This is a genomic window from Mesorhizobium sp. M1D.F.Ca.ET.231.01.1.1 (assembly GCF_003999155.2).
GTDB lineage: Bacteria > Pseudomonadota > Alphaproteobacteria > Rhizobiales > Rhizobiaceae > Mesorhizobium.
On the sequence record NZ_RZOZ02000001.1, the window covers coordinates 788,093 to 811,893 of the forward strand.

36 protein-coding genes are annotated in these 23,801 nt (G+C 63.4%); 3 read left to right on the forward strand and 33 right to left on the reverse strand.

All coding sequences use genetic code 11. The annotated features are described in order from the left end of the window. Window positions 1–30 precede the first annotated feature (30 nt). A complete protein-coding gene (locus tag EN874_RS03910; RefSeq protein ID WP_127424137.1) occupies window positions 31–1,524 on the reverse strand; it encodes a DegQ family serine endoprotease in 1,494 nt (497 codons plus the stop codon). Between the two features lie 133 nt (window positions 1,525–1,657). On the opposite strand from EN874_RS03910, the gene EN874_RS03915 reads away from it, so the two are divergent. Continuing rightward, the gene (locus EN874_RS03915) at window positions 1,658–2,284 is read left to right on the forward strand and encodes a hypothetical protein (protein WP_127424138.1); all 627 of its coding nucleotides are present in this window, start codon (window positions 1,658–1,660) and stop codon (window positions 2,282–2,284) included. 64 nt (window positions 2,285–2,348) lie between these two features. On the opposite strand, the gene rplQ is transcribed toward EN874_RS03915, so the two are convergent. The 31 genes from rplQ to rpsL form a co-directional block, all read right to left on the reverse strand. After that, window positions 2,349–2,780 carry a 50S ribosomal protein L17 gene (gene rplQ, locus EN874_RS03920; RefSeq protein ID WP_127424139.1) on the reverse strand — a complete coding sequence of 144 codons (432 nt, stop codon included), beginning with the start codon at window positions 2,778–2,780 and terminating at the stop codon, window positions 2,349–2,351. 104 nt (window positions 2,781–2,884) lie between these two features. Next, window positions 2,885–3,895, reverse strand: coding sequence for a DNA-directed RNA polymerase subunit alpha (locus EN874_RS03925; RefSeq protein WP_032933403.1), 1,011 nt, complete (start codon window positions 3,893–3,895; stop codon window positions 2,885–2,887). 98 nt (window positions 3,896–3,993) lie between these two features. Then, window positions 3,994–4,383, reverse strand: coding sequence for a 30S ribosomal protein S11 (gene rpsK, locus EN874_RS03930; protein WP_006205444.1), 390 nt, complete (start codon window positions 4,381–4,383; stop codon window positions 3,994–3,996). Between the two features lie 126 nt (window positions 4,384–4,509). Beyond that, window positions 4,510–4,878 (reverse strand): 30S ribosomal protein S13, encoded by a 369-nt coding sequence (gene rpsM, locus EN874_RS03935; protein ID WP_027170351.1) that lies wholly within the window; start codon window positions 4,876–4,878, stop codon window positions 4,510–4,512. A 207-nt stretch (window positions 4,879–5,085) separates the two neighbouring features. Next, complete coding sequence (locus tag EN874_RS03940; protein ID WP_126084107.1) at window positions 5,086–5,676, reverse strand: adenylate kinase; 591 nt, start codon at window positions 5,674–5,676, stop codon at window positions 5,086–5,088. Beyond that, a complete protein-coding gene (secY, locus tag EN874_RS03945) occupies window positions 5,673–7,013 on the reverse strand; it encodes a preprotein translocase subunit SecY (protein ID WP_127424140.1) in 1,341 nt (446 codons plus the stop codon). The genes EN874_RS03940 and secY overlap by 4 nt, the downstream gene beginning before the upstream one ends. A 193-nt stretch (window positions 7,014–7,206) precedes the next feature. Beyond that, complete coding sequence (gene rplO, locus EN874_RS03950) at window positions 7,207–7,680, reverse strand: 50S ribosomal protein L15 (RefSeq protein WP_126084109.1); 474 nt, start codon at window positions 7,678–7,680, stop codon at window positions 7,207–7,209. Window positions 7,681–7,703: 23 nt separating this feature from the next. Continuing rightward, complete coding sequence (rpmD, locus tag EN874_RS03955; protein ID WP_006205449.1) at window positions 7,704–7,901, reverse strand: 50S ribosomal protein L30; 198 nt, start codon at window positions 7,899–7,901, stop codon at window positions 7,704–7,706. A gap of 25 nt (window positions 7,902–7,926) precedes the next feature. Further along, on the reverse strand, window positions 7,927–8,496 hold the full coding sequence (gene rpsE / locus EN874_RS03960; protein WP_095807478.1) for a 30S ribosomal protein S5: 570 nt from the start codon (window positions 8,494–8,496) through the stop codon (window positions 7,927–7,929). Between the two features lie 79 nt (window positions 8,497–8,575). Then, the gene (rplR, locus tag EN874_RS03965; RefSeq protein ID WP_126084110.1) at window positions 8,576–8,938 is read right to left on the reverse strand and encodes a 50S ribosomal protein L18; all 363 of its coding nucleotides are present in this window, start codon (window positions 8,936–8,938) and stop codon (window positions 8,576–8,578) included. Window positions 8,939–9,088: 150 nt separating this feature from the next. Further along, window positions 9,089–9,622, reverse strand: coding sequence for a 50S ribosomal protein L6 (rplF, locus tag EN874_RS03970; RefSeq protein WP_126084111.1), 534 nt, complete (start codon window positions 9,620–9,622; stop codon window positions 9,089–9,091). Window positions 9,623–9,711: 89 nt separating this feature from the next. Next, entirely contained in the window at window positions 9,712–10,110 is a 399-nt protein-coding gene (gene rpsH, locus EN874_RS03975) for a 30S ribosomal protein S8 (RefSeq protein ID WP_126084112.1), read from the reverse strand. A 12-nt stretch (window positions 10,111–10,122) separates the two neighbouring features. Beyond that, entirely contained in the window at window positions 10,123–10,428 is a 306-nt protein-coding gene (gene rpsN, locus EN874_RS03980) for a 30S ribosomal protein S14 (protein WP_095777623.1), read from the reverse strand. A 26-nt stretch (window positions 10,429–10,454) separates the two neighbouring features. Beyond that, window positions 10,455–11,033 carry a 50S ribosomal protein L5 gene (gene rplE, locus EN874_RS03985; RefSeq protein ID WP_126084114.1) on the reverse strand — a complete coding sequence of 193 codons (579 nt, stop codon included), beginning with the start codon at window positions 11,031–11,033 and terminating at the stop codon, window positions 10,455–10,457. Then, window positions 11,026–11,340 (reverse strand): 50S ribosomal protein L24, encoded by a 315-nt coding sequence (gene rplX / locus EN874_RS03990; RefSeq protein WP_127424141.1) that lies wholly within the window; start codon window positions 11,338–11,340, stop codon window positions 11,026–11,028. The genes rplE and rplX overlap by 8 nt, the downstream gene beginning before the upstream one ends. A gap of 12 nt (window positions 11,341–11,352) precedes the next feature. After that, window positions 11,353–11,721 carry a 50S ribosomal protein L14 gene (gene rplN / locus EN874_RS03995; RefSeq protein ID WP_006205457.1) on the reverse strand — a complete coding sequence of 123 codons (369 nt, stop codon included), beginning with the start codon at window positions 11,719–11,721 and terminating at the stop codon, window positions 11,353–11,355. A 72-nt stretch (window positions 11,722–11,793) separates the two neighbouring features. Further along, a complete protein-coding gene (gene rpsQ / locus EN874_RS04000) occupies window positions 11,794–12,033 on the reverse strand; it encodes a 30S ribosomal protein S17 (protein ID WP_059188492.1) in 240 nt (79 codons plus the stop codon). Window positions 12,034–12,044: 11 nt separating this feature from the next. Further along, complete coding sequence (gene rpmC / locus EN874_RS04005; RefSeq protein WP_040994623.1) at window positions 12,045–12,245, reverse strand: 50S ribosomal protein L29; 201 nt, start codon at window positions 12,243–12,245, stop codon at window positions 12,045–12,047. Between the two features lie 12 nt (window positions 12,246–12,257). Then, window positions 12,258–12,671: a 50S ribosomal protein L16 gene (rplP, locus tag EN874_RS04010; RefSeq protein ID WP_027170364.1), complete on the reverse strand. Its 414-nt coding sequence runs from the start codon at window positions 12,669–12,671 to the stop codon at window positions 12,258–12,260. A 27-nt stretch (window positions 12,672–12,698) separates the two neighbouring features. Next, the gene (rpsC, locus tag EN874_RS04015; protein ID WP_126084115.1) at window positions 12,699–13,421 is read right to left on the reverse strand and encodes a 30S ribosomal protein S3; all 723 of its coding nucleotides are present in this window, start codon (window positions 13,419–13,421) and stop codon (window positions 12,699–12,701) included. Next, window positions 13,421–13,810 carry a 50S ribosomal protein L22 gene (gene rplV, locus EN874_RS04020; protein WP_006205462.1) on the reverse strand — a complete coding sequence of 130 codons (390 nt, stop codon included), beginning with the start codon at window positions 13,808–13,810 and terminating at the stop codon, window positions 13,421–13,423. Before rplV ends, rpsC begins: the two co-directional genes overlap by 1 nt. Before the next feature lie 2 nt (window positions 13,811–13,812). Further along, entirely contained in the window at window positions 13,813–14,091 is a 279-nt protein-coding gene (gene rpsS, locus EN874_RS04025) for a 30S ribosomal protein S19 (protein WP_015317982.1), read from the reverse strand. Window positions 14,092–14,107: 16 nt separating this feature from the next. Further along, on the reverse strand, window positions 14,108–14,941 hold the full coding sequence (gene rplB / locus EN874_RS04030; protein ID WP_040970375.1) for a 50S ribosomal protein L2: 834 nt from the start codon (window positions 14,939–14,941) through the stop codon (window positions 14,108–14,110). Window positions 14,942–14,963: 22 nt separating this feature from the next. After that, window positions 14,964–15,257, reverse strand: coding sequence for a 50S ribosomal protein L23 (locus tag EN874_RS04035; RefSeq protein ID WP_040983033.1), 294 nt, complete (start codon window positions 15,255–15,257; stop codon window positions 14,964–14,966). Further along, the gene (gene rplD / locus EN874_RS04040; RefSeq protein WP_126084117.1) at window positions 15,254–15,874 is read right to left on the reverse strand and encodes a 50S ribosomal protein L4; all 621 of its coding nucleotides are present in this window, start codon (window positions 15,872–15,874) and stop codon (window positions 15,254–15,256) included. The genes EN874_RS04035 and rplD overlap by 4 nt, the downstream gene beginning before the upstream one ends. Further along, window positions 15,874–16,590, reverse strand: coding sequence for a 50S ribosomal protein L3 (rplC, locus tag EN874_RS04045; protein WP_126084118.1), 717 nt, complete (start codon window positions 16,588–16,590; stop codon window positions 15,874–15,876). The genes rplD and rplC overlap by 1 nt, the downstream gene beginning before the upstream one ends. Window positions 16,591–16,683: 93 nt before the next feature. Continuing rightward, window positions 16,684–16,992 (reverse strand): 30S ribosomal protein S10, encoded by a 309-nt coding sequence (gene rpsJ, locus EN874_RS04050; protein ID WP_006205468.1) that lies wholly within the window; start codon window positions 16,990–16,992, stop codon window positions 16,684–16,686. 66 nt (window positions 16,993–17,058) lie between these two features. After that, the gene (gene tuf / locus EN874_RS04055) at window positions 17,059–18,234 is read right to left on the reverse strand and encodes an elongation factor Tu (protein ID WP_066989565.1); all 1,176 of its coding nucleotides are present in this window, start codon (window positions 18,232–18,234) and stop codon (window positions 17,059–17,061) included. A 62-nt stretch (window positions 18,235–18,296) separates the two neighbouring features. Beyond that, window positions 18,297–20,387, reverse strand: coding sequence for an elongation factor G (gene fusA, locus EN874_RS04060; protein WP_126084119.1), 2,091 nt, complete (start codon window positions 20,385–20,387; stop codon window positions 18,297–18,299). A 29-nt stretch (window positions 20,388–20,416) separates the two neighbouring features. Next, window positions 20,417–20,887 (reverse strand): 30S ribosomal protein S7, encoded by a 471-nt coding sequence (gene rpsG / locus EN874_RS04065; RefSeq protein WP_041003106.1) that lies wholly within the window; start codon window positions 20,885–20,887, stop codon window positions 20,417–20,419. Window positions 20,888–20,949: 62 nt separating this feature from the next. Then, on the reverse strand, window positions 20,950–21,321 hold the full coding sequence (gene rpsL, locus EN874_RS04070) for a 30S ribosomal protein S12 (protein ID WP_006202128.1): 372 nt from the start codon (window positions 21,319–21,321) through the stop codon (window positions 20,950–20,952). Between the two features lie 463 nt (window positions 21,322–21,784). Between rpsL and EN874_RS04080 the strand changes: the two genes are divergently transcribed. Next, entirely contained in the window at window positions 21,785–22,066 is a 282-nt protein-coding gene (locus tag EN874_RS04080) for a transcriptional regulator (RefSeq protein ID WP_126084121.1), read from the forward strand. Between the two features lie 99 nt (window positions 22,067–22,165). Continuing rightward, window positions 22,166–23,095, forward strand: coding sequence for a Gfo/Idh/MocA family oxidoreductase (locus EN874_RS04085; RefSeq protein WP_127424143.1), 930 nt, complete (start codon window positions 22,166–22,168; stop codon window positions 23,093–23,095). Window positions 23,096–23,116: 21 nt separating this feature from the next. Here EN874_RS04085 and EN874_RS04090 read toward each other — a convergent pair whose 3' ends face one another. Next, entirely contained in the window at window positions 23,117–23,782 is a 666-nt protein-coding gene (locus tag EN874_RS04090) for an O-methyltransferase (protein ID WP_127424144.1), read from the reverse strand. Between the last annotated feature and the right edge of the window lie 19 nt (window positions 23,783–23,801).

Here is a 23,801-nt window from a genome sequence, read left to right on the forward strand (position 1 = left end):
AGCACGATCTTCAGAGATGGGAAGATCGCCTCAATAACGCAACACCTGGCGCAGTGTCTGCCCGCCGCGCTCCACGGTAAAGCGCCACCAGCGCGTATCCTGCTGGGCAATCTGTGCCAGCGTCGCCGCCGTGTCGATGCTGGTGCCGTTCACCTCGCGCACGATATCGCCCGGCTGAAAGCCGAAATCGGCGGCGGGCGAATCGCGGTTGATGTCGACCACGGTGACGCCCTTCAAATCGGTGCGCAGGCCAAGCCGCTGTGCAAGGCGCGGCGACAGTTCCGCCACCTTGGCGCCGGAGAATGGGCTGCGGCCATGCAGCGTCACCTCGGTCGGCTTGGCGCCTTCCGGCGCGCGCTGCAGCGCAATCTCCAGCGTCGCCTGCTGGCCCTTGCTCAGCACGGCGAAGGTCGCCTTGGAGCCGATCGACAACGTCGCCATGCGGTAGTCAAGCGCCTCGATGCTTTCGACCGGCGTATTGTTGAGCGACAGCACGACATCGCCGGGCTTGAGGCCGGCCTTGCCGGCCGGTCCCGCCGCGTCGACCGACGAGACCAGCGCGCCGGTCGGCTTTTCCATGCCGAGCGATTCCGCGATCTGCGGCGTCACCGCCTCGAACTCGGCGCCGATATAGGGCCGCTCGAAGAAGTCGAGTCCGGCCTTGGCGGCGTCGGCGAAGGCGCGAACCATATTCGCGGGAATGGCGAAGCCGATGCCGATCGAGCCGCCGCTGCGGCTGTAGATCGCCGTGTTGATGCCGACCAGCTGGCCGCCCATGTTGATCAGCGCGCCGCCCGAATTGCCGGGATTGATGGCGGCGTCCGTCTGGATGAAATAGCCCGAATCCGAGACGCCGATATGGCTGCGGGCAAGTGCCGAAACGATGCCGCTGGTGGTGGTTTGGCCGACGCCGAACGGATTGCCGATGGCGAGCACTAGGTCGCCGACCTCGAGTGCGTCGGAATCGCCGATGGCGATCACTGGGAACGGCTTGTCGGCCGCGATCTTGAGGACGGCGAGATCGAGCGTCTCGTCCTTGAGCATGACCTTCGAAGTGAACTCGCGCCCGTCGGCGGTCGCGACCTTCACCTCGTCGGCATCCTTGATCACATGGTAGTTGGTAACGATCACGCCGCTCGGATCGACGAGAACGCCCGAGCCCAGTGAGGACTGCGCGCGCGGCCGCGCACGGCCGAAGAACTCCTCGAAGAAGGGATCGCCCTCGAAGGGAGAGGTCACCTTCGCCGTCTGCGAGGCATAGACATTGACCACGGCGGGCGCCGTCTGCTTGACCAGGGGCGCGAAGGAAAGCTGCACCTCCTCGCGGCCGAAGGGAACCCGCTTGTCCGGCCCGGAGGTGGCGTTCTCGCCCTCGACGCCATGCAGGAGATCGGTCAGCACGTCGGAGAGGCCGGGGTCTGCGGGCTTGGCGGCGTCCTCAGCCAATGCCTGTCTGACGCCAGGTGCCGCGGCAAAGGCGGCGAGCGTGCAAACTGCAATGAGAAACAGCCGTTTGAGGTGCATTCCGAATCCTCCAGATCAGGCGCCATTGTCCCGACGATTGTGCAGAATGAAAGGCTAAGGCGATGAAATCGAATTATTTTCAGCCAGTAACCGGCTATAGCTGCATCTGCAATCGGGTACTGTGGCCGATCTCATGAAAAAGCAACTCGCTTCATTCCGCGACTTTTTGGCTACCGGCAACTTAGGGCCGGTAGCCCCTGACATGGCGCTCAAGGACATCGCCGCGACGCTCGGTCCACCAGACGGCTGGAATGTCGATGATGACCACCCTGTGCCTGTCTACTGGTTCTTCGGCAACCTGGAGATTTCCTTCGACAGTGCAGCTCCGTACCAGATGAACTGGTTTCAGATCGAAGGGGCAACCCAACTCAGGGGCAAATCTGCAACACTGACCGGGCGGTTGAAATTGTCTTTGGACGGATTCTGCGGTGAAACGAAGCCTTCGGAATTCCTCTCGGCAGGCTTGTGGGATTCCAGACAGGCAACCGTCTACTATGCAGCGCTGAGGGACGATATTCTGCTGAACATCTGTACTGGTTGTGTCCAGATTCACTTTCAAGTCGACACCTCTTTCATCGGTGATCGAGAGGCGATCGAATATTTGGGCGAGTCGACGTTGTCCCGGCTTGTTCGAGATGTCGACTCTCGAACGAAGGTCGATAGCATCTACTCGTACCCGCAGGCTGCCACAGAAGAAATGCCTGGAGCACTCAACTGGCGTTCACTGAGCGGTCAGGACTATCTTGATCTGCTTCCATAGTTGCACGGAGAACGCAAAAAGGGGCCCGAAGGCCCCCTCGAATTCATTTGCTGAAAACCTGAGCTTACGCGGCTGCGGCTTCCTCGTTGCCGCCCTCAGCCTCGAGGCGTGCGCGGTCGGCGGCGCCCTTGGCCGAGGTGTCGCGGTCGACGAACTCGATGACCGCCATCGCGGCATTGTCGCCCTTGCGGAAGCCCGCCTTCATGATGCGCAGGTAGCCGCCGTTACGGGTGGCGTAGCGCGGGGCGAGGGTCTCGAACAGGCGCTTGACGACGCCTTCATTGCCGATCTGGGCGATGACCTGGCGGCGGGCGTGCAGGTCGCCGCGCTTGCCGAGCGTCACCAGCTTCTCGACGATCGGACGCAGGTCCTTGGCCTTCGGCAGGGTGGTGACGATCTGCTCGTGCTCGATCAGAGATACGGCGAGGTTGGCGAACATCGACTTGCGGTGGCTTACGCTGCGGGCGAAGCGACGGCCTTTGAAACCGTGGCGCATGGCTCTTTTCCTTCTTCAGTTGTTCAAGAGGCCACGGCCTCTGATGGTTTTCCGCATGACCGTCGGATCGAGCGGCTCGCGCCGCCGATCCTTGGAATTCATGCTCAATATTGGTCTTCGTAACGTTTTGCGAGGTCTTCGATGTTTTCCGGCGGCCAGTCCGGCACTTCCATGCCGAGGTGGAGGCCCATCGCCGCCAGCACTTCCTTGATCTCGTTCAGCGACTTGCGGCCGAAGTTCGGGGTGCGCAGCATCTCGGCTTCGGTCTTCTGGATCAGGTCGCCGATATAGACGATGTTGTCGTTCTTCAGGCAGTTGGCCGAACGCACCGACAGCTCCAGCTCGTCGACCTTCTTGAGCAGCGCCGGGTTGAAGGCGAGCTCGGTGACGGCCTCGGTGGCGACTTCCTTCTGCGGCTCGTCGAAGTTGACGAACAGGCCGAGCTGGTCCTGCAGGATGCGGGCGGCGAAAGCCACCGCGTCCTCGCCCGAGATCGAACCGTCGGTCTCGATGGTCATGGTCAGCTTGTCGTAGTCGAGAACCTGGCCCTCGCGGGTGTTCTCGACCTTGTAGGAGACCTTCTTGACCGGCGAGTAGAGGCTGTCGACCGGGATCAGGCCGATCGGCGCGTCCTCGGCGCGGTTGCGCTCGGCCGGCACGTAACCCTTGCCGGTGTCGACGGTGAACTCCATGCGGATCTCAGCGCCCTCGTCCAGCGTGCAGATGACGTGGTCGGGGTTGAGGATCTCGACGTCGCCGACGGTCTGGATGTCGCCGGCGAGCACGGCGCCCGGGCCCTGCTTGCGCACGACCATGCGCTTGGGACCATCGCCTTCCATGCGGATGGCGATTTCCTTGATGTTCAAGACGATGTCGGTCACGTCCTCGCGCACGCCGGCGATGGACGAGAATTCATGCAGCACGCCGTCGATCTGCACGGCGGTGACGGCCGCGCCGCGCAGCGAAGACAGAAGCACGCGCCGCAGCGCGTTGCCAAGGGTGAGGCCGAAGCCGCGCTCGAGCGGCTCGGCCACCAGCGTGGTCAGTGTCTTCTTCTTCGACGAGAACTCGATCTTGTTCGGCTTGATCAGTTCCTGCCAGTTTTTCTGGATCATGGTGTCTTCCTTCCTTTGACCCGCCACCATCCAATCGTGGCGGGCAGCCTGGAATTGCCGCGCAGCAGCGCCTCGGCGGTCACGCGGCGTTCAAAATTTTAGACGCGGCGCTTCTTGCGCGGGCGGCAGCCATTGTGCGGGATCGGCGTCACATCGCGAATCGAAGTGATGGTGAAGCCGGCGGCCTGCAGGGCGCGCAACGCCGATTCGCGGCCGGAGCCGGGTCCGCAGACCTCGACCTCGAGCATGCGCATGCCGTGTTCCTGCGCCTTCTTGGCGACGTCCTCGGCAGCCATCTGGGCGGCGAACGGGGTCGACTTGCGCGAACCCTTGAAGCCCTGGGCTCCAGCCGACGACCAGGCGATCGAATTGCCCTGCGCGTCGGTGATGGTGATCATCGTGTTGTTGAAGGTCGAATTGACGTGGGCAACGCCCGACGAGATATTCTTGCGTTCGCGACGGCGAACACGAGCGGCTTCCTTGGCCATGGTAGTCCTTTCAGTTGATCTCTACACCGCCGTAGTGCCAGCGGCTCCACCTTTGAGAGCGAGTAGGGAGTACGGAATAGCGAATAGGGATCCCTACTCGCTAATGGCTACTCGCTATTCGCTCAATTACTTCTTCTTGCCGGCGATCGCCTTGGCCGGGCCCTTGCGGGTGCGCGCATTGGTGTGCGTGCGCTGGCCGCGGACCGGCAGCGAGCGGCGGTGACGCAGGCCGCGGTAGCAGCCGAGGTCCATGAGCCGCTTGATGTTCATCGAGACTTCGCGGCGCAGGTCGCCTTCGACCTGATAGTCGCGGTCGATCGTCTCGCGGATCTGCAGCACTTCGGCGTCGGTCAGCTGGTTGACGCGGCGGTCTGCCGGGATGCCGACCTTGTCGACGATCTCCTGGGCAAATTTCTTGCCGATGCCGTGAATGTACTGAAGCGCGATGACGACGCGCTTGTTGGTCGGAATGTTGACGCCGGCTATACGAGCCATTTCTTCTCATCTCCATGTGGGCCGGACGAGCCGGCGCTGTCTAAGTTGCCCCGCGTCCGGTGGAGGCCGGCCCTTGCGGGAGTTTCCTGGTTCAAAACGACTGCCCTGCCCTTGCGGGCAAGCAAAGTCCATGCCTGACAGGAAGACGGGCCGCCATACCCCAACGGCTCCTTCCAGTCAAGCGCAATCTCTACTTGTCGGAACGGCCTACTCCACCGTCGCCGCGAGCACGCCCTCGATCTCCGCGGTCACGGCATCGATGCTAGCCATGCCGTCGACGGTCTTCAGCTTGCCCTTGGCGTAGTAGTAGCCGGTCAGCGGCGCCGTCTTCTTGTAGTATTCGCGCAGGCGCTCCTCGAACACAGCCGGATTGTCGTCCTTGCGCACCGGCTGGCCGGCGGCCTTGGCGTCCTCGGCCCGCTTGACGATGCGCCCGACCAGCGCCTTGTCGTCCACGACGAGCTCGATGACGCTGTCCAACGCGATGTCGCGCTCGGCAAGCATGTCTTCGACGGCGTCGGCTTGCACCAGAGTGCGCGGGTACCCGTCGAGGATGAAGCCCCTGGCGCAATCGGGCTGGTCTATCCGCTCGGCGACGATCGCGTTCACGATCGCGTCAGACACCAGTTCGCCGGCATCCATCACCGCCTTGGCCCGCTTGCCGACTTCGGTTCCGGCCTGGACGGCGGCACGCAGCATGTCACCCGTCGAAAGCTGGGGTATGCCGTGTCTTTCTACCAGTCTTTGTGCTTGCGTCCCCTTGCCCGCTCCTGGCGGCCCAAGCAATATCAGCCTCATCTGCTCCTCTTCCCCCCGCGCAACTTCGACTTCTTGATCAGGCCCTCATACTGGTGCGCGATCAGGTGACCCTGAATCTGCGCCACCGTGTCGAGCGTGACACTGACCACGATCAGAAGCGATGTGCCACCGAGATAGAAAGGCACGCCAGTCGCTGAAATCAGGAACTCAGGCAGCAGACACACCAGCACCAGGTAGACGGCGCCGATGACGGTGATACGCGTCAGAACATAGTCGATATATTCGGCGGTGCGCTCGCCCGGCCGATAGCCGGGGATGAAGCCGGAATGCTTCTTGAGCTGGTCGGCCGTGTCCTTCGGGTTGAAGACGATCGCCGTGTAGAAGAAGGCGAAGAAGATGATCATCGCCGCGTAGAAGGCCATGTAAAGCGGCTGGCCGTGGCCGAGGGAGGCCAGAACCGTGCTTGCCCAGGCCGGCAGGTTGGTCGTCTGCGAGAAGCCCGCGACGGTTGCCGGCAGCAGCAGCAGCGAGGAGGCGAAGATCGGCGGGATGACGCCCGAGGTGTTGAGCTTCAGCGGCAGATGCGAGGTATCGCCCTGGAACATGCGGTTGCCGACCTGCCGCTTCGGATACTGGATCAGCAGACGGCGCTGCGCGCGCTCGAAGAACACGATGACGCCGATGACGACGACGGCGAGCACGATGATTGCGAGAATCAGGCCGGTGGACAGCGCGCCGGTGCGGCCGAGTTCCAACGTGCCGGAGATCGCACGCGGCAGGCCGGCGACGATGCCGGAGAAGATGATCAGCGAAATGCCGTTGCCGATGCCGCGCGCGGTGATCTGCTCGCCGAGCCACATCAGGAACATGGTGCCGCCGACCAGCGTGACGACGGTCGAGATGCGGAAGAACATGCCGGGGTCGTTGACGATGCCGTTGCCGCCCTCAAGGCCGATCGAAATGCCGTAGGCCTGCACCAGGGCAAGCAGCACCGTGCCGTAGCGCGTGTACTGATTGATGATCTTGCGGCCCTGCTCGCCTTCCTTCTTCAGCGATTCGAGCGACGGGATGACCGAGGTCATGAGCTGCATGATGATGGAGGCCGAAATGTAGGGCATGATGCCGAGCGCGAAGATCGCCATACGCTGCACGGCGCCGCCGGCAAACATGTTGAACATGCCGAGCACGCCCTTGCTCTGCGAAGAGAAGGCCTGGGCGAAAGCGTCGGGATTGATGCCGGGAAGCGGGATATAGGTGCCGAGGCGGTAGACGAGCAGCGCGCCGATGGTGAACCAGATGCGCTTCTTCAGATCCTCGGCCTTGGCGAAGGCCGCAAAATTCAGATTGGAGGCTAGTTGTTCAGCAGCCGAAGCCATGCCTGATTCTCCGCTAGGTCACGCTCGATGCCCGCAGCTCAGGCGGCGCGTGTCACCGAAGCTCACGAGATAAGCTCCGGACCGTCAACATGCAAGCGGCCGCGTTGACGCGGCCGCCCAATTGATCAGATCGAAACGCGGATTGCCGGCAAAAACGAAAATCATTCCCGCCGGTCTGCGCTTCAAATCGCCGTCACTCGGCGGCGGCCGCTTCCGGCAGCTTCACCGAACCGCCGGCCTTCTCGATCTTCTCGATCGCCGCCTTGGAGGCGCCGGCGACGTCAAAGGAGAGCTTGGCCTTGAGCTCGCCGTCGGAGAGCACACGCACGCCGTCCTTGGCGCGGCGGATGACGCCGGCGGCAATCAGGGCCTCGGCGTTGACGGTCGCCTTGGCGTCGAGCTTCTTGGCATCGATCGCAGCCTGGATGCGGGCGAGCGACACGACGGTGAAGCTCTTGCCGAACAAGTTGTTGAAGCCACGCTTCGGCAGGCGCCGGTAGAGCGGCATCTGGCCGCCCTCGAAGCCGTTGATGGCGACGCCGGAGCGTGCCTTCTGGCCCTTGACGCCGCGACCGGCGGTCTTGCCTGAGCCGGAGCCGATGCCGCGGCCGAGGCGCTTCCTGGAATGCGTGGCGCCGTCCTTGTCACGCAGATCGTTGAGTTTCATCGTTCTTCTCCTGCGCTTTCAGTTCAGCCCTCGTCCACGACGCGGACGAGATGCTGGACGGCAGCGATCATGCCGCGCACCGAAGGGGTATCTTCCAGCGTGCGCTGCTTGTGCATCTTGTTGAGGCCGAGGCCGACCAGCGTCGCGCGCTGCTCCTTCGGCCGGCGGATCGGCGAACCGATCTGCTCGACGGTGATGGTCTTGGTAGCTTTCTTGGCCATGGTCAAAATCCCTGGTCAGAGCCGACTATTCTTCAGTCGCAACGGCGGTGCCGCGGCGAGCCTGAAGGGTCGAATACTTGATGCCGCGCGCGGCAGCCACATCCTTCGGATGCATCTGGCTTTTCAGCGCGTCGAAGGTGGCGCGGACCATGTTGTAGGGGTTCGACGATCCCATCGACTTGGCGACCACGTCATGCATGCCGAGCGTCTCGAAGACAGCGCGCATCGGGCCGCCGGCGATGATGCCGGTACCCTGCTTGGCGGCGCGCAGCAGAACACGTCCGGCGCCCCAGCGACCCTCGACGTCGTGATGCAGCGTGCGGCCCGAACGCAGCGGCACGAAGATCATGTCGCGCTTGGCCGATTCGGTCGCCTTGCGGATCGCCTCAGGCACCTCGCGCGCCTTGCCGTGGCCGAAGCCGACGCGGCCCTTCTGGTCGCCGACGACGACGAGCGCGGCAAAGCCGAAGCGACGGCCGCCCTTCACCACCTTGGCGACGCGGTTGATGTGGACGAGCTTGTCCACCATGCCGTCGTCACGCTCTTCGCGTTCACGCTCGCGGCCGCGGCCGCCTTCCCTACGTTCCTGTGCCATATCCTAGTCCTTGTTCTTTTCCGGAAGCACGGGTTGCTGAAATGCCGGCGCCTCTTATGGGTCGCAGGCGGTGAAAAAATCAGAAACTCAGACCGCCTTCGCGAGCGGCCTCGGCCAGCGCCTTGACGCGGCCGTGATAGATATACGGGCCGCGGTCGAAGACGACTTCCTTGACGCCGGCCTTCGAAGCGCGCTCGGCGATCAGCTTGCCGACGGCGGCGGCGGCAGCGGTGTCGGCGCCGGTCTTGAGCGAACCCTTGAGGTCCTTCTCCAGGGTCGAGGCGGCGGCCAGCGTGTGGCCGTTCGCGTCGTCGATGACCTGGACGTAGATGTGCTTCGAGGTGCGGTGCACCGAAAGCCGCGGACGCTCGCCGGCGACCTTCTTGAGCTGGCGGCGCACGCGCTGCGCACGGCGCTGGGTGGTTTCTTTGGGGCTAGCCATAGTGTCTGTTCCTTGCCTTCAGAAAACGGGGGGCAACCCTGTGCGGTAGGCCAAGCCTCCCGCGGCCGCTCCCCGCGGCGTTTCACTACTCTGGCTTGGTCCCTTCCGAAAAGTCTTGCTGCGCTGACCTTCGGTTCGGGGCCAAGCCTATTACTTCTTCTTGCCTTCCTTGCGGACGATCCGCTCATCGGCATAGCGCACGCCCTTGCCTTTGTAGGGCTCCGGACCGCGATATTCGCGGATCTCGGCGGCGACCTGGCCGACCTGCTGCTTGTCGATGCCGGAGACCGTGATTTCGGTCGGCTTCGGCACCGAGATCGTGATGCCCTGCGGCGTCTCATAGACCACGTCGTGGCTGAAACCGAGCGCCAGCTGCAGGTTCTTGCCCTGCATGGCGGCGCGATAGCCGACGCCGGTGATCTCGAGCTTCTTCTCGAAGCCGTCCTTGACACCCTGCAGGATGTTGACGATCTGCGTGCGCGACATACCCCACTTGGAGCGCGCGGTCTTCGACTGGTCGCGCGGCTCGACAGCGATCTCGCTGCCTTCCATCTTGACCAGCACTTCGTCGTTGACCACGAACTTCAGCTCGCCCTTGGGGCCCTTCGCCGTCACGGTCTGGCCGTTGACGGTCGCGGTCACGCCCTGCGGCAGCGAAACGGGTTTTTTTCCGATACGAGACATTTTGTTGTCCTCGTCACTTCTTTCGTTTCAGGTTCCAGTTCCGGGCGCGATCCCGAGAACCGAAGCCCATTCATCAATCTCGCGCCGGATCAGAAGATCTGGCAGAGGATCTCGCCGCCGACATTCTGCTCGCGAGCTTCGTGATCGGCCATGACGCCCTTCGGCGTCGAAAGGATGGCGATGCCGAGACCGTTGGCGACGTGCGGGATCGACTTGGCCGAGACATACACGCGGCGGCCAGGCTTCGAGACGCGCTCGATTTCACGCACGACCGGCGCGCCGTCGAAATACTTCAGCTCGATCTCGATTTCCGACTTGCCGTTGTCGAAGTCGGTCTGGCTGTAGTCGCGGATATAGCCTTCCGACTTCAGCACTTCGAGGACGCGGGCGCGCAGACGCGAGGCCGGGGTCGAGACGCTCGACTTCTTGCGGCCATAGGCGTTGCGGATGCGGGTCAGCATATCGCCGAGAGGATCGCTCAATGACATCTCAGTGTCTCCTTACCAGCTCGACTTGACCAGGCCCGGGATCTGGCCGTTGTTGCCCAGATCGCGAAGCGCGATACGCGAAAGCTTGAGCTTGCGATAGTAGGCGCGCGGACGGCCGGTGACTTCGCAGCGGTTGCGGATACGGATCTTGGCCGAGTTGCGCGGCAGCGCCGAAAGCTTCAACTGGGCGCGGAAACGCTCTTCCATCGGCTTGGACTGATCCATGACGATTTCCTTGAGCGCCTTGCGCTTGGCGGCGTACTGGCCGGCGAGCTTGCGGCGCCGGTTGTTCTTCTCGACTGAGCTGGTCTTTGCCATTTCAGATTTTTCCTTTTTCGCTGCCGTTACTGGCGGAAGGGGAAGTTGAAGGCCTTGAGCAACGCCCTGGCCTCGTCGTCCGTCTTCGCCGTCGTACAAACGATGACGTCCATGCCCCAGACCTGATCAACCTTGTCGTAGTTGATCTCCGGGAACACGATGTGCTCCTTGATGCCCATGGCGTAGTTGCCACGGCCGTCAAAGCTCTTCGGGTTCAGTCCGCGGAAGTCGCGAACGCGCGGCAGCGCGATGTTCACGAGGCGGTCAAGGAACTCGTACATGCGTTCCTTGCGCAGCGTGACCTTGGCGCCGATCGGCATCTTCTCGCGCACCTTGAAGCCCGCGATCGAGTTGCGGGCGCGGGTGACGACGGCCTTCTGGCCGGCGATCAGCGCGAGATCCTCGGCGGCGACCGAGGGCTTCTTGGAATCGCCGGTCGCCTCGCCGACGCCCATGTTCAGCACGATCTTGTCGATGCGCGGAACCTGCATCTCGTTGTCGTAGCCGAACTGCTCCTGCAGCGCCTTGCGGATGGTCTCCTGATAGACCTTCTTAAGGCGCGGCTCGTTCTTGGCAGTTGCCTGCTTGGTTTCAGCCTTAGCCATTGATGACTTCTCCCGAACGCTTGGCGACGCGCACCTTCTTGCCGTCCTTCTGGATGGCGAAGCCGACGCGGGTCGGCTTGCCGTCCTTGGGGTCGGCCAGCGCGATGTTCGACAGGTGGATCGGCGCTTCCTTGGTGATGATCCCGCCCTCTTGGGACTGGGTCTGCTTCTGGTGGCGGCGAATGAGGTTCACGCCGCGAACGAGCGCGGTGTCGTCCTTCGGCTGCACCGACAGGACTTCGCCCGAACGGCCCTTGTCCTTGCCGGCAAGCACGACAACCTTGTCGCCTTTTCTGATCTTTTGCATTGGTCCGGCTCCTTACAGCACTTCAGGCGCGAGCGAGATGATCTTCATGTGGTTCTTGGCGCGAAGCTCGCGCGGAACCGGCCCGAAGATACGCGTGCCGATCGGCTCTTTCTTGTTGTCGACGAGAACGGCCGCGTTCTTGTCGAAACGGATCACGCTGCCGTCCGGGCGGCGGATGTCCTTGGCCGTGCGAACCACGACCGCCTTCATCACATCGCCCTTCTTAACGCGGCCGCGCGGGATGGCTTCCTTGATCGACACCACGATGATGTCGCCAACGGAGGCGTACTTCCGCTTCGAGCCGCCCAGCACCTTGATGCACATGACACGACGGGCGCCGGAGTTGTCCGCGACGTCGAGGTTTGTTTGCATCTGAATCATGACTGGCCGCCTTCTTCTTTTCTAACGGGACGGGTTCTTCACCCCTCCCCGGTCTGTCCAAAATTCGTTTGTTTACGCCTGGTCCGACGTGACGACGATCCAGCGCTTGTCCTTGGAAATCGGCTTCGATTCCTGGATAAACACCTGGTCGCCGACCTTGTGGGCGTTGTTCTCGTCATGCGCCTTGTACTTCTTGGTCAGGCGCACGGTCTTCTTCATCACGGGATGCGTGAAGCGCCGCTCGACCTTGACGACGACCGTCTTCTCGTTCTTGTCGCTGACGACGGTGCCCTGCAGGATGCGCTTTGGCATGGTTCTCGTCCTTAAGCCTTCTTGGCCGCGGCTTTTTCCGCGGCGATGGTCTTGATGCGCGCGATGTCCTTGCGGACCTGCTTCACGCGTGCGGTCTTCTCGAGCTGGCCGGTGGCCTTCTGGAAGCGCAGGTTGAACTGCTCCTTCTTGAGGGCGGCCAGGTCGTCGGCCAGCTGATCCTGGGTCTTGGTCCGGATGTCTTCGGCTTTCATGATCGCCTGTCCTTATTCTGCGATGCGCTGCACGAAGCGCGTCTTGACCGAGAGCTTGGCGGCGCCGAGGCGCAGCGCCTCACGCGCGGTCTCCTCGCTGACGCCGTCGATCTCGAACATGATGCGGCCAGGCTTGACGCGCGCCGCCCAATAGTCGACGGCGCCCTTGCCCTTACCCATGCGCACTTCGGTCGGCTTCGAGGTGACCGGCAGATCCGGGAACACCCGGATCCAGACGCGGCCGGCACGCTTCATCTCGCGGGTGATCGCGCGGCGAGCCGCCTCGATCTCGCGCGCGGTGACGCGGTTCGGCTCAAGCGCCTTCAGCCCGAAACCGCCGAAATCCAGATTGGTGCCGCCCTTGGCGGTACCGTGGATACGGCCCTTGAACTGCTTGCGGAACTTTGTGCGCTTTGGCTGCAGCATCGTTCTAACTCCAAATTCTCAAATGTCTCAGGCGTTCTCGCGACGGCGACCGCGCTCGCGCTCGCCGGCGGCACCTGCGTGATCGCCCTCGGTGGCACGACGCTCGGAGGCCATCGGGTCATGCTCGAGGATCTCGCCCTTGAACACCCACACCTTGACGCCGCAGATGCCGTAGGCGGTGTTCGCCTCGGCGACGCCGTAGTCGACGTCGGCGCGCAGCGTGTGCAGCGGCACGCGGCCTTCGCGGTACCACTCCATGCGCGCGATTTCGGCGCCGCCGAGACGGCCGGAGCAGTTGATGCGGATGCCTTCGGCGCCGAGACGCATGGCCGACTGAACGGCACGCTTCATGGCGCGGCGGAACGCGATGCGGCGCTCGAGCTGCTGGGCGATCGACTGGGCGATCAGCGTGGCGTCGATTTCCGGCTTGCGCACTTCAACGATGTTGAGGTGCGTCTCGGACTTCGTCATTTCCATCAGCTTCTTGCGCAGCTTCTCGATGTCGGCGCCCTTCTTGCCGATGATCAGGCCCGGACGCGCGGCGTGGATGGTGACGCGGCACTTCTTGTGCGGACGCTCGATCACGACCTTGGAGATCGCGGCCTGCTTGAGTTCCTTCTCAAGATACTTGCGGATCTTGATGTCCTCATGCAGCAGCTGGCCGTACTCGCCGGTGTTCGCGAACCAGCGCGAATCCCAGGTGCGGTTGATGCCGAGACGCAGCCCGATCGGATTGACTTTCTGGCCCATTATGCGGCCTCCCCTTTTTCCTCGACTTCACGAACGACGATCGTGAGGTGCGAGAACGGCTTTTCGATACGGCTGGCGCGACCGCGGCCACGAGCGTGGAAACGCTTCATGACGATCGACTTGCCGACATAGGCTTCCGCCACGATCAGCGCGTCGACATCCAGGTCGTGATTGTTTTCCGCGTTGGCGATCGCCGACTCGAGCGTCTTCTTGACCGTGCCGGAAATCCGCTTGGCCGAGAATTCGAGGTCGGAAAGCGCTGTCGCGACCTTCTTGCCGCGGATCAGCGCGGCAACCAGGTTCAGCTTCTGCGGGCTGATACGGATCGTGCGCAGGACGGCGCGCGCCTCGTTGTCAGCAAGCCTGCGCGGAGCTTTGGCCTTGCCCATGATTACTTCCTCTTCGCCTTCTTATCCGCGCCGTGACCGTAATAGGTCCGGGTCGGAGCGAATTCACCGAACTTGTGACCGACCATGTCCTCGTTCACCGAGACCGGGACATGCTTCTGGCCGTTATAGACACCGAAGGTGAGGCCGACGAACTGCGGCAGGATGGTGGAGCGACGGCTCCACATCTTGATCACCTCATTGCGACCGCCTTCACGAACCTTGTCCACCTTCTTGAGAAGGTAGCCGTCGATGAAGGGGCCTTTCCAAATCGAACGAGTCACTTGGCGTTACCTCTTCTTAGCTCTTGCGCTGGTGGCGCGAGCGCACGATGAACTTGTCGGTCGCCTTGTTGGACCGCGTCTTCTTGCCCTTGGTCGGCTTGCCCCAGGGCGAAACCGGATGACGGCCCCCCGAGGTGCGGCCTTCGCCGCCGCCGTGCGGATGGTCGACCGGGTTCATGGCCACGCCGCGATTGTGCGGGCGCTTGCCGCGCCACACCGTGCGGCCGGCCTTGCCGTCGTTGATGTTGCCGTGGTCGGGGTTCGACACGGCGCCGACGGTGGCCATGCAGGAGCCGTGCACGACACGCTGCTCGCCCGAGTTGAGGCGCAGGATCGCCATGCCCTGGTCGCGGCCGACGAGCTGGGCGTAACCGCCCGCCGAACGGGCGACCTGGCCGCCCTTGCCCGGCTTCAGCTCGATGTTGTGGACGATCGTGCCGACCGGCATCGAAGCCAGCGGCATCGCATTGCCCGGCTTCACGTCGACGGCCTCGCCGGCCACGATCTTGTCGCCGGCAGCCAGACGCTGCGGCGCCAGGATGTAGGACAGCTCGCCGTCGTCATACTTGATCAGCGCGATGAAGGCGGTGCGGTTCGGATCGTATTCGATACGCTCCACCGTGCCGACGACATCATACTTCTTACGCTTGAAGTCGATGATGCGGTACGAACGCTTGTGACCGCCGCCGATGAAGCGGGCCGTGATGCGGCCGTAATTGTTGCGGCCGCCCGACTTGGTCAGGCCTTCGGTCAGACCCTTGACGGGCTTGCCCTTGTAAAGGCCCGAGCGGTCGACGATGACCAGCTGGCGGGTGCTCGGCGTTACCGGGTTGAATTTCTTGAGTGCCATTGTCCTGTCCTCGCGGCCTTGCTCAGAGACCCGTCGCGACGTCGATCGACTGGCCGTCGGCCAGCGTCACAACCGCCTTCTTGACGTCGCCCTGGCGGCCAACCGTGCCGCGGAAGCGCTTGATCTTGCCCTTGCGGACGAGCGTGTTCACGGCCGTCACCTTGACGCCGAAGAGCGCTTCGACGGCGGCCTTGATTTCCGGCTTCGACGCCTTCTTGGCGACGTTGAAGACGACCTGGTTCTGCTCGGAAGCCATGGTCGACTTTTCGGTGATCGCCGGCGAGACGATCACGTCGTAGTGACGAAGGTCGGTCATTTGAAGCGCTCCTCGAGAGCCTCGACGGCGGCCTTCGAAAGGACCAGCGTGCCGCGGCGCAGAATGTCGTAGACGTTGATGCCCTGGATGGGCAGCACGTCGATGTTCGGAATGTTGGTCGCCGCCAGCTTGAAGTTCTGGTCGAGCTCGGCGCCGCCGATCACCAGGGCGTTGGTGAGCCCGAGCGTCTCGAGGCTTGCCGCCAGCGCCTTGGTCTTGCCTTCGGCGAGCTTCAGCTCGTCGACGATGATCAGCGAAGCGCTCTTGGCCTTGGCCGAGAGAGCATGCTTGAGGCCCAGCGCGCGCACCTTCTTCGGCAGCTCGTGCTCGTGGCTGCGCACGACCGGGCCGTGTGCCTTGCCGCCGCCGCGGAACTGCGGAGCGCGAGCCGAATGGTGACGGGCGCGGCCCGTACCCTTCTGCTTGTACATCTTGGCGCCGGTGCGCGCGATCTCAGCGCGGCCCTTGGCCTTGTGCGTGCCCTGCTGCTTCTTGGCGAGCTGCCAGCGCACGACGCGCTGCAGGATGTCCTCGCGCGGATCAAGGCCGAAAATCTCCTCGGAGAGTTTCACCTTGCCGGCGTCCTTGCCGCCGAGCGTTGTGATCTTGAGGTCCATTATTCCGCTCCCTCGGTGGCCGGGGCTTCGTTCTTGGCGGTAGCAGCGCGGATCGCGGCAGGCTTCGGCGCGTTGGCCGGCAGCGCAACCTTGGCCGCGTCGCGGACCAGGATCCAGGCGCCCTTGACGCCGGGAACGGCGCCGCGGATCAGGATCAGGCCACGGTCGGCATCGGTCGAGACGACCTCGACATTCTGCGTGGTGACGCGGACGTCGCCCATGTGGCCCGCCATCTTCTTGCCCTTGAACACCTTGCCGGGGTCCTGGCGCTGGCCGGTCGAGCCGTGCGTGCGGTGCGAGACCGAGTTACCGTGCGTGGCGCGGCCACCACCCATGTTGTGCCGCTTGATCACGCCCTGGAAACCCTTGCCGGTCGAGGTGCCGGTGACGTCGACCTTCTGGCCGGCGACGAAGTGCTCGACGGTGAGCTCGGCGCCGACGTCGATCATGTTGTCGGCGGAGACGCGGAATTCGGCGAGCTTCGCCTTCGGCTCAACGGAGGCGGCGGCGAAATGGCCGCGCATCGCCTTCGACGTGTTCTTCACCTTGGCAAGGCCAACGCCGAGCTGGACGGCGGTGTAGCCGTTCTTCTCCTGCGTGCGCTGCGCCACGACCTGGCAGTTCTCCATCTGGAGAACGGTGACGGGAACGTGTTCCCCGGCATCGTTGTAGATGCGGGTCATTCCCACCTTCTTTGCAATCACACCTGAACGCATCGGTTCAATTCCTTTAGAGTTCCCTGTCGGGGCTGACGCCCCTCCACGCCTCTTGTTCCTTCAGAGTTCCGGGTCTCCCCGCCCTCTTGTTCCTTAGAGCTTGATCTCGACGTCGACACCGGCGGCCAGATCGAGCTTCATCAGAGCATCGACCGTCTGCGGGGTCGGATCGACGATGTCGAGCAGCCGCTTGTGGGTGCGCATCTCGAACTGCTCGCGGCTCTTCTTGTCGACGTGAGGCGACCGGTTGACCGTGAACTTTTCGATCCGCGTCGGCAGCGGAATGGGGCCGCGGACGTTGGCGCCGGTGCGCTTGGCGGTCGACACGATTTCGCGCGTCGAGGCGTCGAGCACCCGGTGGTCAAACGCCTTAAGGCGGATGCGGATATTCTGTCCGTTCATGCGTCAATTCCTTGTTCTGGCGCGGCGCGGGCAGCCCGCGCCCGCGACAGATCCGTTTCGTCCAAATTACTCTTTGATGGTGACGACGATGCCGGCACCGACGGTGCGGCCGCCTTCACGGATGGCGAAGCGCAGCTTCTCTTCCATCGCGATCGGCACGATCAGCTCGACGTCGACGGTGATGTTGTCGCCGGGCATCACCATCTCGGTGCCCGCCGGCAGCGTCACGATGCCGGTCACGTCCGTCGTGCGGAAGTAGAACTGCGGACGGTAGTTGGTGAAGAACGGCGTGTGACGGCCGCCCTCGTCCTTGGTCAGGATGTAGGCTTCGGCCACGAACTTCTTGTGCGGCTTGACCGAGCCCGGCTTGGCCAGAACCTGGCCGCGCTCGACGCCCTCGCGGTCGATGCCGCGCAGCAGCGCGCCGATGTTGTCGCCGGCCTGGCCCTGGTCGAGCAGCTTGCGGAACATCTCGACGCCCGTGCAGGTCGTCTTGGCCGTCGGACGGATGCCGACGATCTCGAGTTCCTCGCCGACCTTGACCACGCCGCGCTCGACGCGGCCGGTCACCACCGTGCCGCGGCCCGAGATCGAGAACACGTCCTCGATCGGCATCAGGAACGGCTTGTCCAGCGGACGCACCGGCGTCGGGATGTAGGCGTCGACCTGCGCCATCAGCTCGCGGATGGCGTCCTCGCCGATGGTCTTGTTGGAGTCCTCAAGCGCTGCCAGCGCCGAGCCCTTGACGATCGGAATGTCGTCGCCGGGGAACTCGTTCTTGGTCAGCAGCTCGCGAACCTCGAGCTCGACCAGCTCGAGAAGCTCGGCATCGTCGACCTGGTCGACCTTGTTCAAAAACACCACGATCGAGGGCACGCCGACCTGGCGGGCCAAGAGGATGTGCTCGCGGGTCTGCGGCATCGGGCCGTCGGCGGCCGAAACCACCAGGATCGCGCCGTCCATCTGCGCGGCGCCGGTGATCATGTTCTTCACATAGTCGGCGTGGCCGGGGCAGTCGACGTGGGCATAGTGACGGTTGGCCGTCTCGTACTCGACATGCGCCGTCGAGATCGTGATGCCGCGCGCCTTCTCTTCCGGCGCCGCGTCGATCTGGTCATAGCGCTTGTATTCGCCAAAATACTTCGTGATCGCCGCCGTCAGCGACGTCTTGCCATGATCGACGTGCCCGATCGTGCCAATGTTCACATGCGGCTTGGTGCGCTCGAATTTACCTTTTGCCATGTGATGTCTCCATTCCTTGCCCGTGCGGGGCTCAAATTAAGGTCTCGTGCAACCCGCTCGAGTTACGCGTATTTCTTCTGGACTTCCTGGGCGACCGCGGTCGGAACCGGTTCGTAGTGGTCGAACTGCATCGTGTACTGGGCGCGGCCCTGCGACATCGAACGCAGATTGTCGACATACTTGAACATGTTGGCCAAAGGCACCATGGCGTTGATGACGACAGCCACGCCACGCGCTTCCTGGCCCTGGATCTGGCCGCGGCGGCCGTTGAGGTCGCCGATGACGCCGCCGACATAGTCTTCCGGCGTCACGACCTCGACCTTCATGATCGGCTCCAGCAGCTGCACGCCGAGGCGCGGAGCGGCTTCCTTGAAGCAGGCGCGGGACGCGATTTCGAACGCCAGCACCGAGGAGTCGACGTCGTGGAAGGCACCGTCGATCAGCGTCGCCTTGACGCCGATCATCGGGAAGCCGGCGAACGGGCCGGAACCCATGACGCTGTTGATACCCTTCTCGACGCCGGGGATGTATTCCTTCGGCACCGCACCGCCGACGATCTTGGACTCGAACACGAACTCTTCGCTCTCGGTGTTCGGCTCGAACACGATCTTGACGCGAGCGAACTGGCCGGTACCGCCGGTCTGCTTCTTGTGCGTGTAGTCCTGCTCGTGGGTGCGGGTTATCGTCTCGCGATAGGCCACCTGCGGAGCGCCGACATTGGCCTCGACCTTGAACTCGCGGCGCATGCGGTCGACGATGATGTCCAGATGCAGCTCGCCCATGCCGGCGATGATGGTCTGGCCGCTTTCCTCGTCGGTCTTGACGCGGAAGGACGGATCCTCGGCCGCCAGACGATGCAGCGCGAGGCCCATCTTCTCCTGGTCGTTCTTGGTCTTCGGCTCGATGGCGATCTGGATGACCGGATCGGGGAACTCCATGCGCTCCAGGATGACCGGATGCAGCGGATCGCAAAGCGTGTCGCCGGTGGTCGTGTCCTTGAGGCCGGCCAGAGCGACGATGTCGCCGGCATAGGCTTCCTCGATGTCGGCGCGCGAGTTCGCATGCATCTGCAGCATGCGGCCGATGCGCTCCTTCTTACCCTTCACGGTGTTGTCGAGCGACGCGCCCTTCGAGAGCTTGCCCGAGTAGATGCGGGCGAAGGTCAACGAACCGACGAACGGGTCGTTCATGATCTTGAACGCCAGCATCGACAGCGGCTCGTTGTCATCGGCGTGACGCTCGATCTCGGCATCGGTCTTGGCGTCGACGCCCTTGATGGCCGGCACGTCGATCGGCGACGGCAGGTATTCGACAACGGCGTCGAGCAGCGGCTGCACGCCCTTGTTCTTGAAAGCCGAACCGCAGAACATCGGGAAGAACTTGACCGCGATGGTGCCCTTGCGGATCAGCGCGCGGATCTCGTCGTTCGACGGCATCTTGCCTTCGAGGTAGTTCTCGAGCGCCGTCTCGTCCATCTCGACGGCGGCCTCGATCATCTTCTCGCGGTACTGCTCGGCCTTGTCCTTCAGGTCAGCCGGGATCTCGACGACGTCCCAGGCAGCGCCCAGCGTCTCGTCGCGCCACACAAGCGCGTTCATCTCGACGAGGTCGACGACGCCCTTGAACTCGGTCTCGGCGCCGATCGGCAGCTGCATGACGACGGCCTGCGCGCCGAGGCGCGAGCCGATCATTTCTTCCGAGCGGTAGAAGTCGGCGCCGATCTTGTCCATCTTGTTGCAGAAGATCATGCGCGGCACGTGGTATTTGTCGGCCTGGCGCCACACGGTCTCGGTCTGCGGCTCGACGCCGGCGTTGGCATCGAGCAGCGCGATGGCGCCGTCGAGCACGCGCAGCGAACGCTCGACCTCGATGGTGAAGTCGACGTGTCCGGGGGTGTCGATGATGTTGAAGCGGCGCATCTTGCCGTCACGACCCTTCCAGAAGGTCGTGGTGGCGGCGGACGTGATGGTGATGCCGCGTTCCTGCTCCTGCTCCATCCAGTCCATGGTGGCAGCGCCATCATGAACTTCGCCGATCTTGTGCGACTTGCCCGTGTAGTACAGGACGCGCTCGGTCGTCGTCGTCTTGCCGGCGTCGATATGCGCCATGATACCGAAATTGCGGTAGTCTTCGATTTTGTATTCGCGGGCCATGGGAGGTGCCTCTCAGTCTCGTTCGCGCTTTACCAGCGGTAGTGCGCGAAGGCGCGGTTGGCTTCTGCCATCTTGTGGGTGTCTTCACGCTTCTTGACGGCCGTGCCGCGGTTGTTGGCCGCGTCCATCAGCTCGCCCGAGAGGCGGTCGACCATGGTGGTCTCGTTGCGGTTGCGCGCGGCGGCGATCAGCCAGCGGATGGCCAACGCCTGACGGCGCTCGGGGCGCACGTCGACCGGAACCTGGTAGGTGGCGCCGCCGACGCGACGCGAGCGCACTTCCACATGCGGCGCGACATTGTCGAGCGCCTGGTGGAAGACGGCGACCGGCTCCTGCTTGGTCTTGGCCTGGACCTGGTCCAGCGCGCCGTAGACGATCGTCTCGGCAACCGACTTCTTGCCATCATACATGACGGCGTTCATGAACTTGGTGACGACCAGGTCGCCGAACTTGGGGTCCGGGTTGATCTCACGCTTTTCTGCACTGTGACGACGGGACATGGCTTTTGTCTCTCAATCTCGTGGCACGGCGCAGTCAAAAAAAGCGCCGAAGCCGGAAACCCTTACTTCGGACGCTTGGCACCGTATTTCGAACGGCGCTGCTTGCGGTTCTTCACACCCTGCGTGTCGAGCACGCCGCGGATGATGTGATAGCGGACGCCCGGCAGATCCTTGACGCGGCCGCCGCGGATCATGACCACCGAGTGCTCCTGAAGGTTATGGCCTTCGCCCGGGATGTAGCCGATCACTTCGAAACCATTGGTCAGGCGGATCTTGGCCACCTTGCGCAGCGCCGAGTTCGGCTTCTTCGGCGTCGTGGTGTAGACGCGCGTGCAGACGCCCCGCTTCTGCGGGTTCTGCTGCATGGCCGGGACCTTGTTGCGCTTCACCGGCGCCAGGCGCGGCTTGCGGATCAGCTGGTTGACGGTAGGCATTAAACCCTCTTGTCTCTCAAATTCCGTGTCTCGCCCTGTCAGGGCCGCTCAAAGCGTCATTTCCATACGCAAATTCGGGCAACACACCGCGCCTCGCGGTCCTGCCCGAACAAATTGCAGAGGAAGCGGAAGCCGCTTCATGCGCGCCGGAGATGTCTTTTCGCTCGTAAAACGAACCCTGTTTGAGGCAAACTCCAAGGCGCGTCGCCTCGGAAAGGAAAGTCTCACATCGGTTCTGACGTGGCGGCTTCTACTCGCAAGGCCCCTGTCCGTCAACCCCGGAACGGGAAATATTGCGCGCCTTCCGAAGCTTGGCAGCCATGCGGAAAACGCATGTAATTTTCTTGCGTCTTTCTTCAAGGACGAGGAAGAAAGTGACCGCCTTTCACCTGTCATCTCGGCCGGCTTCGTGCAAAAAGGCGGCATGAATGGCAAAAAGCCCCTCTTCCGGAGGAATCAGCCCGTGAACGACAACGAAGAGCGCCCGGTCACCATCATCACTGGCCGGGTGTGGCGGCGAAAAGGCGGCAAGCCGGAGGGCGTGCATGTGATGCTGGTCGCGCCCGACGATGATTCCGCCGTGCGCCGCGCGCTCGAATCGCTGGCGGCGGAAGGATTCGCCGAAGCCGAGCTCGACCAGATCGGCGACATGGAAGGCGCGCCCGACGAAGAGCCGCATCTGTCGGCCTATCAGGGAGCGCTGGAAGGCGAGGTTTCGATCGTCACGTTCGACGAACCGATCTGATTCGAGACGCCGATCCCCGCGGCACGATGTCATCGCGGCTTGCCGGGCAGCTCTGTCCTGCCTAGAAACACCTGTCTCTTCCAATCCCTCGGAGCTCCCATGACCAGCAATCCCATCAGGCTCGGTATCGTCGGCGTGGGGAAGATCGTCCGCGATCAGCATCTCCCCGCCCTGGCGAAGGACGCCAGCTACCAGCTTGCGGCCGCGGCGAGCCGCCACGGCAAGGTCGACGGCATTCCGAACTATCCGACCATCGAGGCGATGCTCGCGGCCGAGCCCAGCCTGGAAGCCGTCTCGCTCTGCATGCCGCCGCAGTTCCGCTACGACGCGGCGCGCACGGCGCTCGAAGCCGGGAAGCAAGTCTTCCTGGAGAAGCCGCCGGGCGCTACCGTCAGCGAAGTCGAGGATCTGAAGGCGCTTGCCGCGAAGAAAGGCGTTTCGCTCTTTGCCAGCTGGCATTCGCGCTATGCGCCGGCGGTCGAGGCCGCGCGGGCTTTCCTGGCCTCGGCGAAAATCAGCTCGGCCGCCATCAACTGGAAAGAGGACGTGCGCCGCTGGCACCCGAACCAGGAGTGGATCTGGGCGCCGGGCGGCTTCGGGGTGTTCGATCCGGGCATCAACGCGCTGTCGATCGCCACCCATATCCTGCCGCCGATGTTCATCACCTCGGCCGTGCTCGACTTCCCCGAGAACCGCGCTTCGCCGGTCGCGGCGCATGTCGCTTTCCGGACCTCGCACGGGCTGCCGGTGACGATGGAGCTCGACTGGCTGCAGACCGGTCCACAGAGCTGGGACATCCTGGCCGAGACCGACAAGGGCAAGATGGTGCTCTCGGGCGGCGGCGCAAAACTCGCCGTCGACGGCAAGATCATCCATGACGAGCCGGAGGCCGAATATCCGATGCTCTACAAGCGCTTTGCGGAGATCGTGCGGGCCGGCGTCTCCGACGTCGACCTGGCACCGCTGCAACATGTCGCCGATGCCTTCATGCTCGGCAAACGAAACGTGGTCGAGGCGTTCTTCGACTGAAGTGACGGGGCTGGCGGGCCGTCAATCCACGATTGCGATCGCAAATCCATCATAGCCCTTGGCGCCGACCGTCTGGATGGCAGTGCCATCCAGACGTTTGTCGCCACCGATGAACGAAAACGCGGCACGCGCGCCTTCGACATTGGCGTCACCGCTGTTCTTTTTCACGACCGCGCCGTCGCGGATGACGTTGTCGCAGACGATGACCGTGCCTGAGCTCGACAACTTCATTGCCCAGGTCAGATAGTTCGGGTTGTTCGGCTTGTCGGCGTCGATGAAGATCAGGTCGAATGGACCGGCGTTCTCGTCAGCCAGCGCAGCGAGCGACTGGAGCGCCGGGCCAACCCGCAGATCGACCTTCTCCGAGACGCCTGCCCGCTCGAAATTCGAGCGCGCGACCTTGGCGTGGTGTGGGTCAAGCTCAAGCGTCACGACCTTGCCGTCGGCAGGCAGGGCCCTTGCCATCCAGACGGTCGAGTAGCCGCCGAGCGTGCCGATCTCGAGCACTTTTTTCGCACTGCCAATCCGCACCAGCAGCGAAAGCAATTTGCCTTGCGCGGCGGAAACATCGATCGCCGGCAGGCCCTGCTCGCGGTTGGCTGCAAGCACCGCCTCAAGTGCCGGATCCGCATCGAAAAGAGAGGAAACGATATAGTCGTCGACGGCCGTCCAAGTCCTGGTGCTCATGGTTATCCTCGTTCGTAAC

Coding starts and splice junctions, on each gene's coding strand:
- EN874_RS03910 (WP_127424137.1), bottom strand. CDS start 1,524: ATGCACCTCAAACGGCTGTTTCTCATTGCAGTTTGCACGCTCGCCGCC.
- EN874_RS03915 (WP_127424138.1), top strand. CDS start 1,658: ATGAAAAAGCAACTCGCTTCATTCCGCGACTTTTTGGCTACCGGCAAC.
- rplQ (WP_127424139.1), bottom strand. CDS start 2,780: ATGCGCCACGGTTTCAAAGGCCGTCGCTTCGCCCGCAGCGTAAGCCAC.
- EN874_RS03925 (WP_032933403.1), bottom strand. CDS start 3,895: ATGATCCAGAAAAACTGGCAGGAACTGATCAAGCCGAACAAGATCGAG.
- rpsK (WP_006205444.1), bottom strand. CDS start 4,383: ATGGCCAAGGAAGCCGCTCGTGTTCGCCGTCGCGAACGCAAGAATATC.
- rpsM (WP_027170351.1), bottom strand. CDS start 4,878: ATGGCTCGTATAGCCGGCGTCAACATTCCGACCAACAAGCGCGTCGTC.
- EN874_RS03940 (WP_126084107.1), bottom strand. CDS start 5,676: ATGAGGCTGATATTGCTTGGGCCGCCAGGAGCGGGCAAGGGGACGCAA.
- secY (WP_127424140.1), bottom strand. CDS start 7,013: ATGGCTTCGGCTGCTGAACAACTAGCCTCCAATCTGAATTTTGCGGCC.
- rplO (WP_126084109.1), bottom strand. CDS start 7,680: ATGAAACTCAACGATCTGCGTGACAAGGACGGCGCCACGCATTCCAGG.
- rpmD (WP_006205449.1), bottom strand. CDS start 7,901: ATGGCCAAGAAAGCTACCAAGACCATCACCGTCGAGCAGATCGGTTCG.
- rpsE (WP_095807478.1), bottom strand. CDS start 8,496: ATGGCACAGGAACGTAGGGAAGGCGGCCGCGGCCGCGAGCGTGAACGC.
- rplR (WP_126084110.1), bottom strand. CDS start 8,938: ATGGCTAGCCCCAAAGAAACCACCCAGCGCCGTGCGCAGCGCGTGCGC.
- rplF (WP_126084111.1), bottom strand. CDS start 9,622: ATGTCTCGTATCGGAAAAAAACCCGTTTCGCTGCCGCAGGGCGTGACC.
- rpsH (WP_126084112.1), bottom strand. CDS start 10,110: ATGTCATTGAGCGATCCTCTCGGCGATATGCTGACCCGCATCCGCAAC.
- rpsN (WP_095777623.1), bottom strand. CDS start 10,428: ATGGCAAAGACCAGCTCAGTCGAGAAGAACAACCGGCGCCGCAAGCTC.
- rplE (WP_126084114.1), bottom strand. CDS start 11,033: ATGGCTAAGGCTGAAACCAAGCAGGCAACTGCCAAGAACGAGCCGCGC.
- rplX (WP_127424141.1), bottom strand. CDS start 11,340: ATGCAAAAGATCAGAAAAGGCGACAAGGTTGTCGTGCTTGCCGGCAAG.
- rplN (WP_006205457.1), bottom strand. CDS start 11,721: ATGATTCAGATGCAAACAAACCTCGACGTCGCGGACAACTCCGGCGCC.
- rpsQ (WP_059188492.1), bottom strand. CDS start 12,033: ATGCCAAAGCGCATCCTGCAGGGCACCGTCGTCAGCGACAAGAACGAG.
- rpmC (WP_040994623.1), bottom strand. CDS start 12,245: ATGAAAGCCGAAGACATCCGGACCAAGACCCAGGATCAGCTGGCCGAC.
- rplP (WP_027170364.1), bottom strand. CDS start 12,671: ATGCTGCAGCCAAAGCGCACAAAGTTCCGCAAGCAGTTCAAGGGCCGT.
- rpsC (WP_126084115.1), bottom strand. CDS start 13,421: ATGGGCCAGAAAGTCAATCCGATCGGGCTGCGTCTCGGCATCAACCGC.
- rplV (WP_006205462.1), bottom strand. CDS start 13,810: ATGGGCAAGGCCAAAGCTCCGCGCAGGCTTGCTGACAACGAGGCGCGC.
- rplB (WP_040970375.1), bottom strand. CDS start 14,941: ATGGCACTCAAGAAATTCAACCCGGTAACGCCGAGCACCCGCCAGCTG.
- EN874_RS04035 (WP_040983033.1), bottom strand. CDS start 15,257: ATGACCGACCTTCGTCACTACGACGTGATCGTCTCGCCGGCGATCACC.
- rplD (WP_126084117.1), bottom strand. CDS start 15,874: ATGGACCTCAAGATCACAACGCTCGGCGGCAAGGACGCCGGCAAGGTG.
- rplC (WP_126084118.1), bottom strand. CDS start 16,590: ATGCGTTCAGGTGTGATTGCAAAGAAGGTGGGAATGACCCGCATCTAC.
- rpsJ (WP_006205468.1), bottom strand. CDS start 16,992: ATGAACGGACAGAATATCCGCATCCGCCTTAAGGCGTTTGACCACCGG.
- tuf (WP_066989565.1), bottom strand. CDS start 18,234: ATGGCAAAAGGTAAATTCGAGCGCACCAAGCCGCATGTGAACATTGGC.
- fusA (WP_126084119.1), bottom strand. CDS start 20,387: ATGGCCCGCGAATACAAAATCGAAGACTACCGCAATTTCGGTATCATG.
- rpsG (WP_041003106.1), bottom strand. CDS start 20,887: ATGTCCCGTCGTCACAGTGCAGAAAAGCGTGAGATCAACCCGGACCCC.
- rpsL (WP_006202128.1), bottom strand. CDS start 21,321: ATGCCTACCGTCAACCAGCTGATCCGCAAGCCGCGCCTGGCGCCGGTG.
- EN874_RS04085 (WP_127424143.1), top strand. CDS start 22,166: ATGACCAGCAATCCCATCAGGCTCGGTATCGTCGGCGTGGGGAAGATC.
- EN874_RS04090 (WP_127424144.1), bottom strand. CDS start 23,782: ATGAGCACCAGGACTTGGACGGCCGTCGACGACTATATCGTTTCCTCT.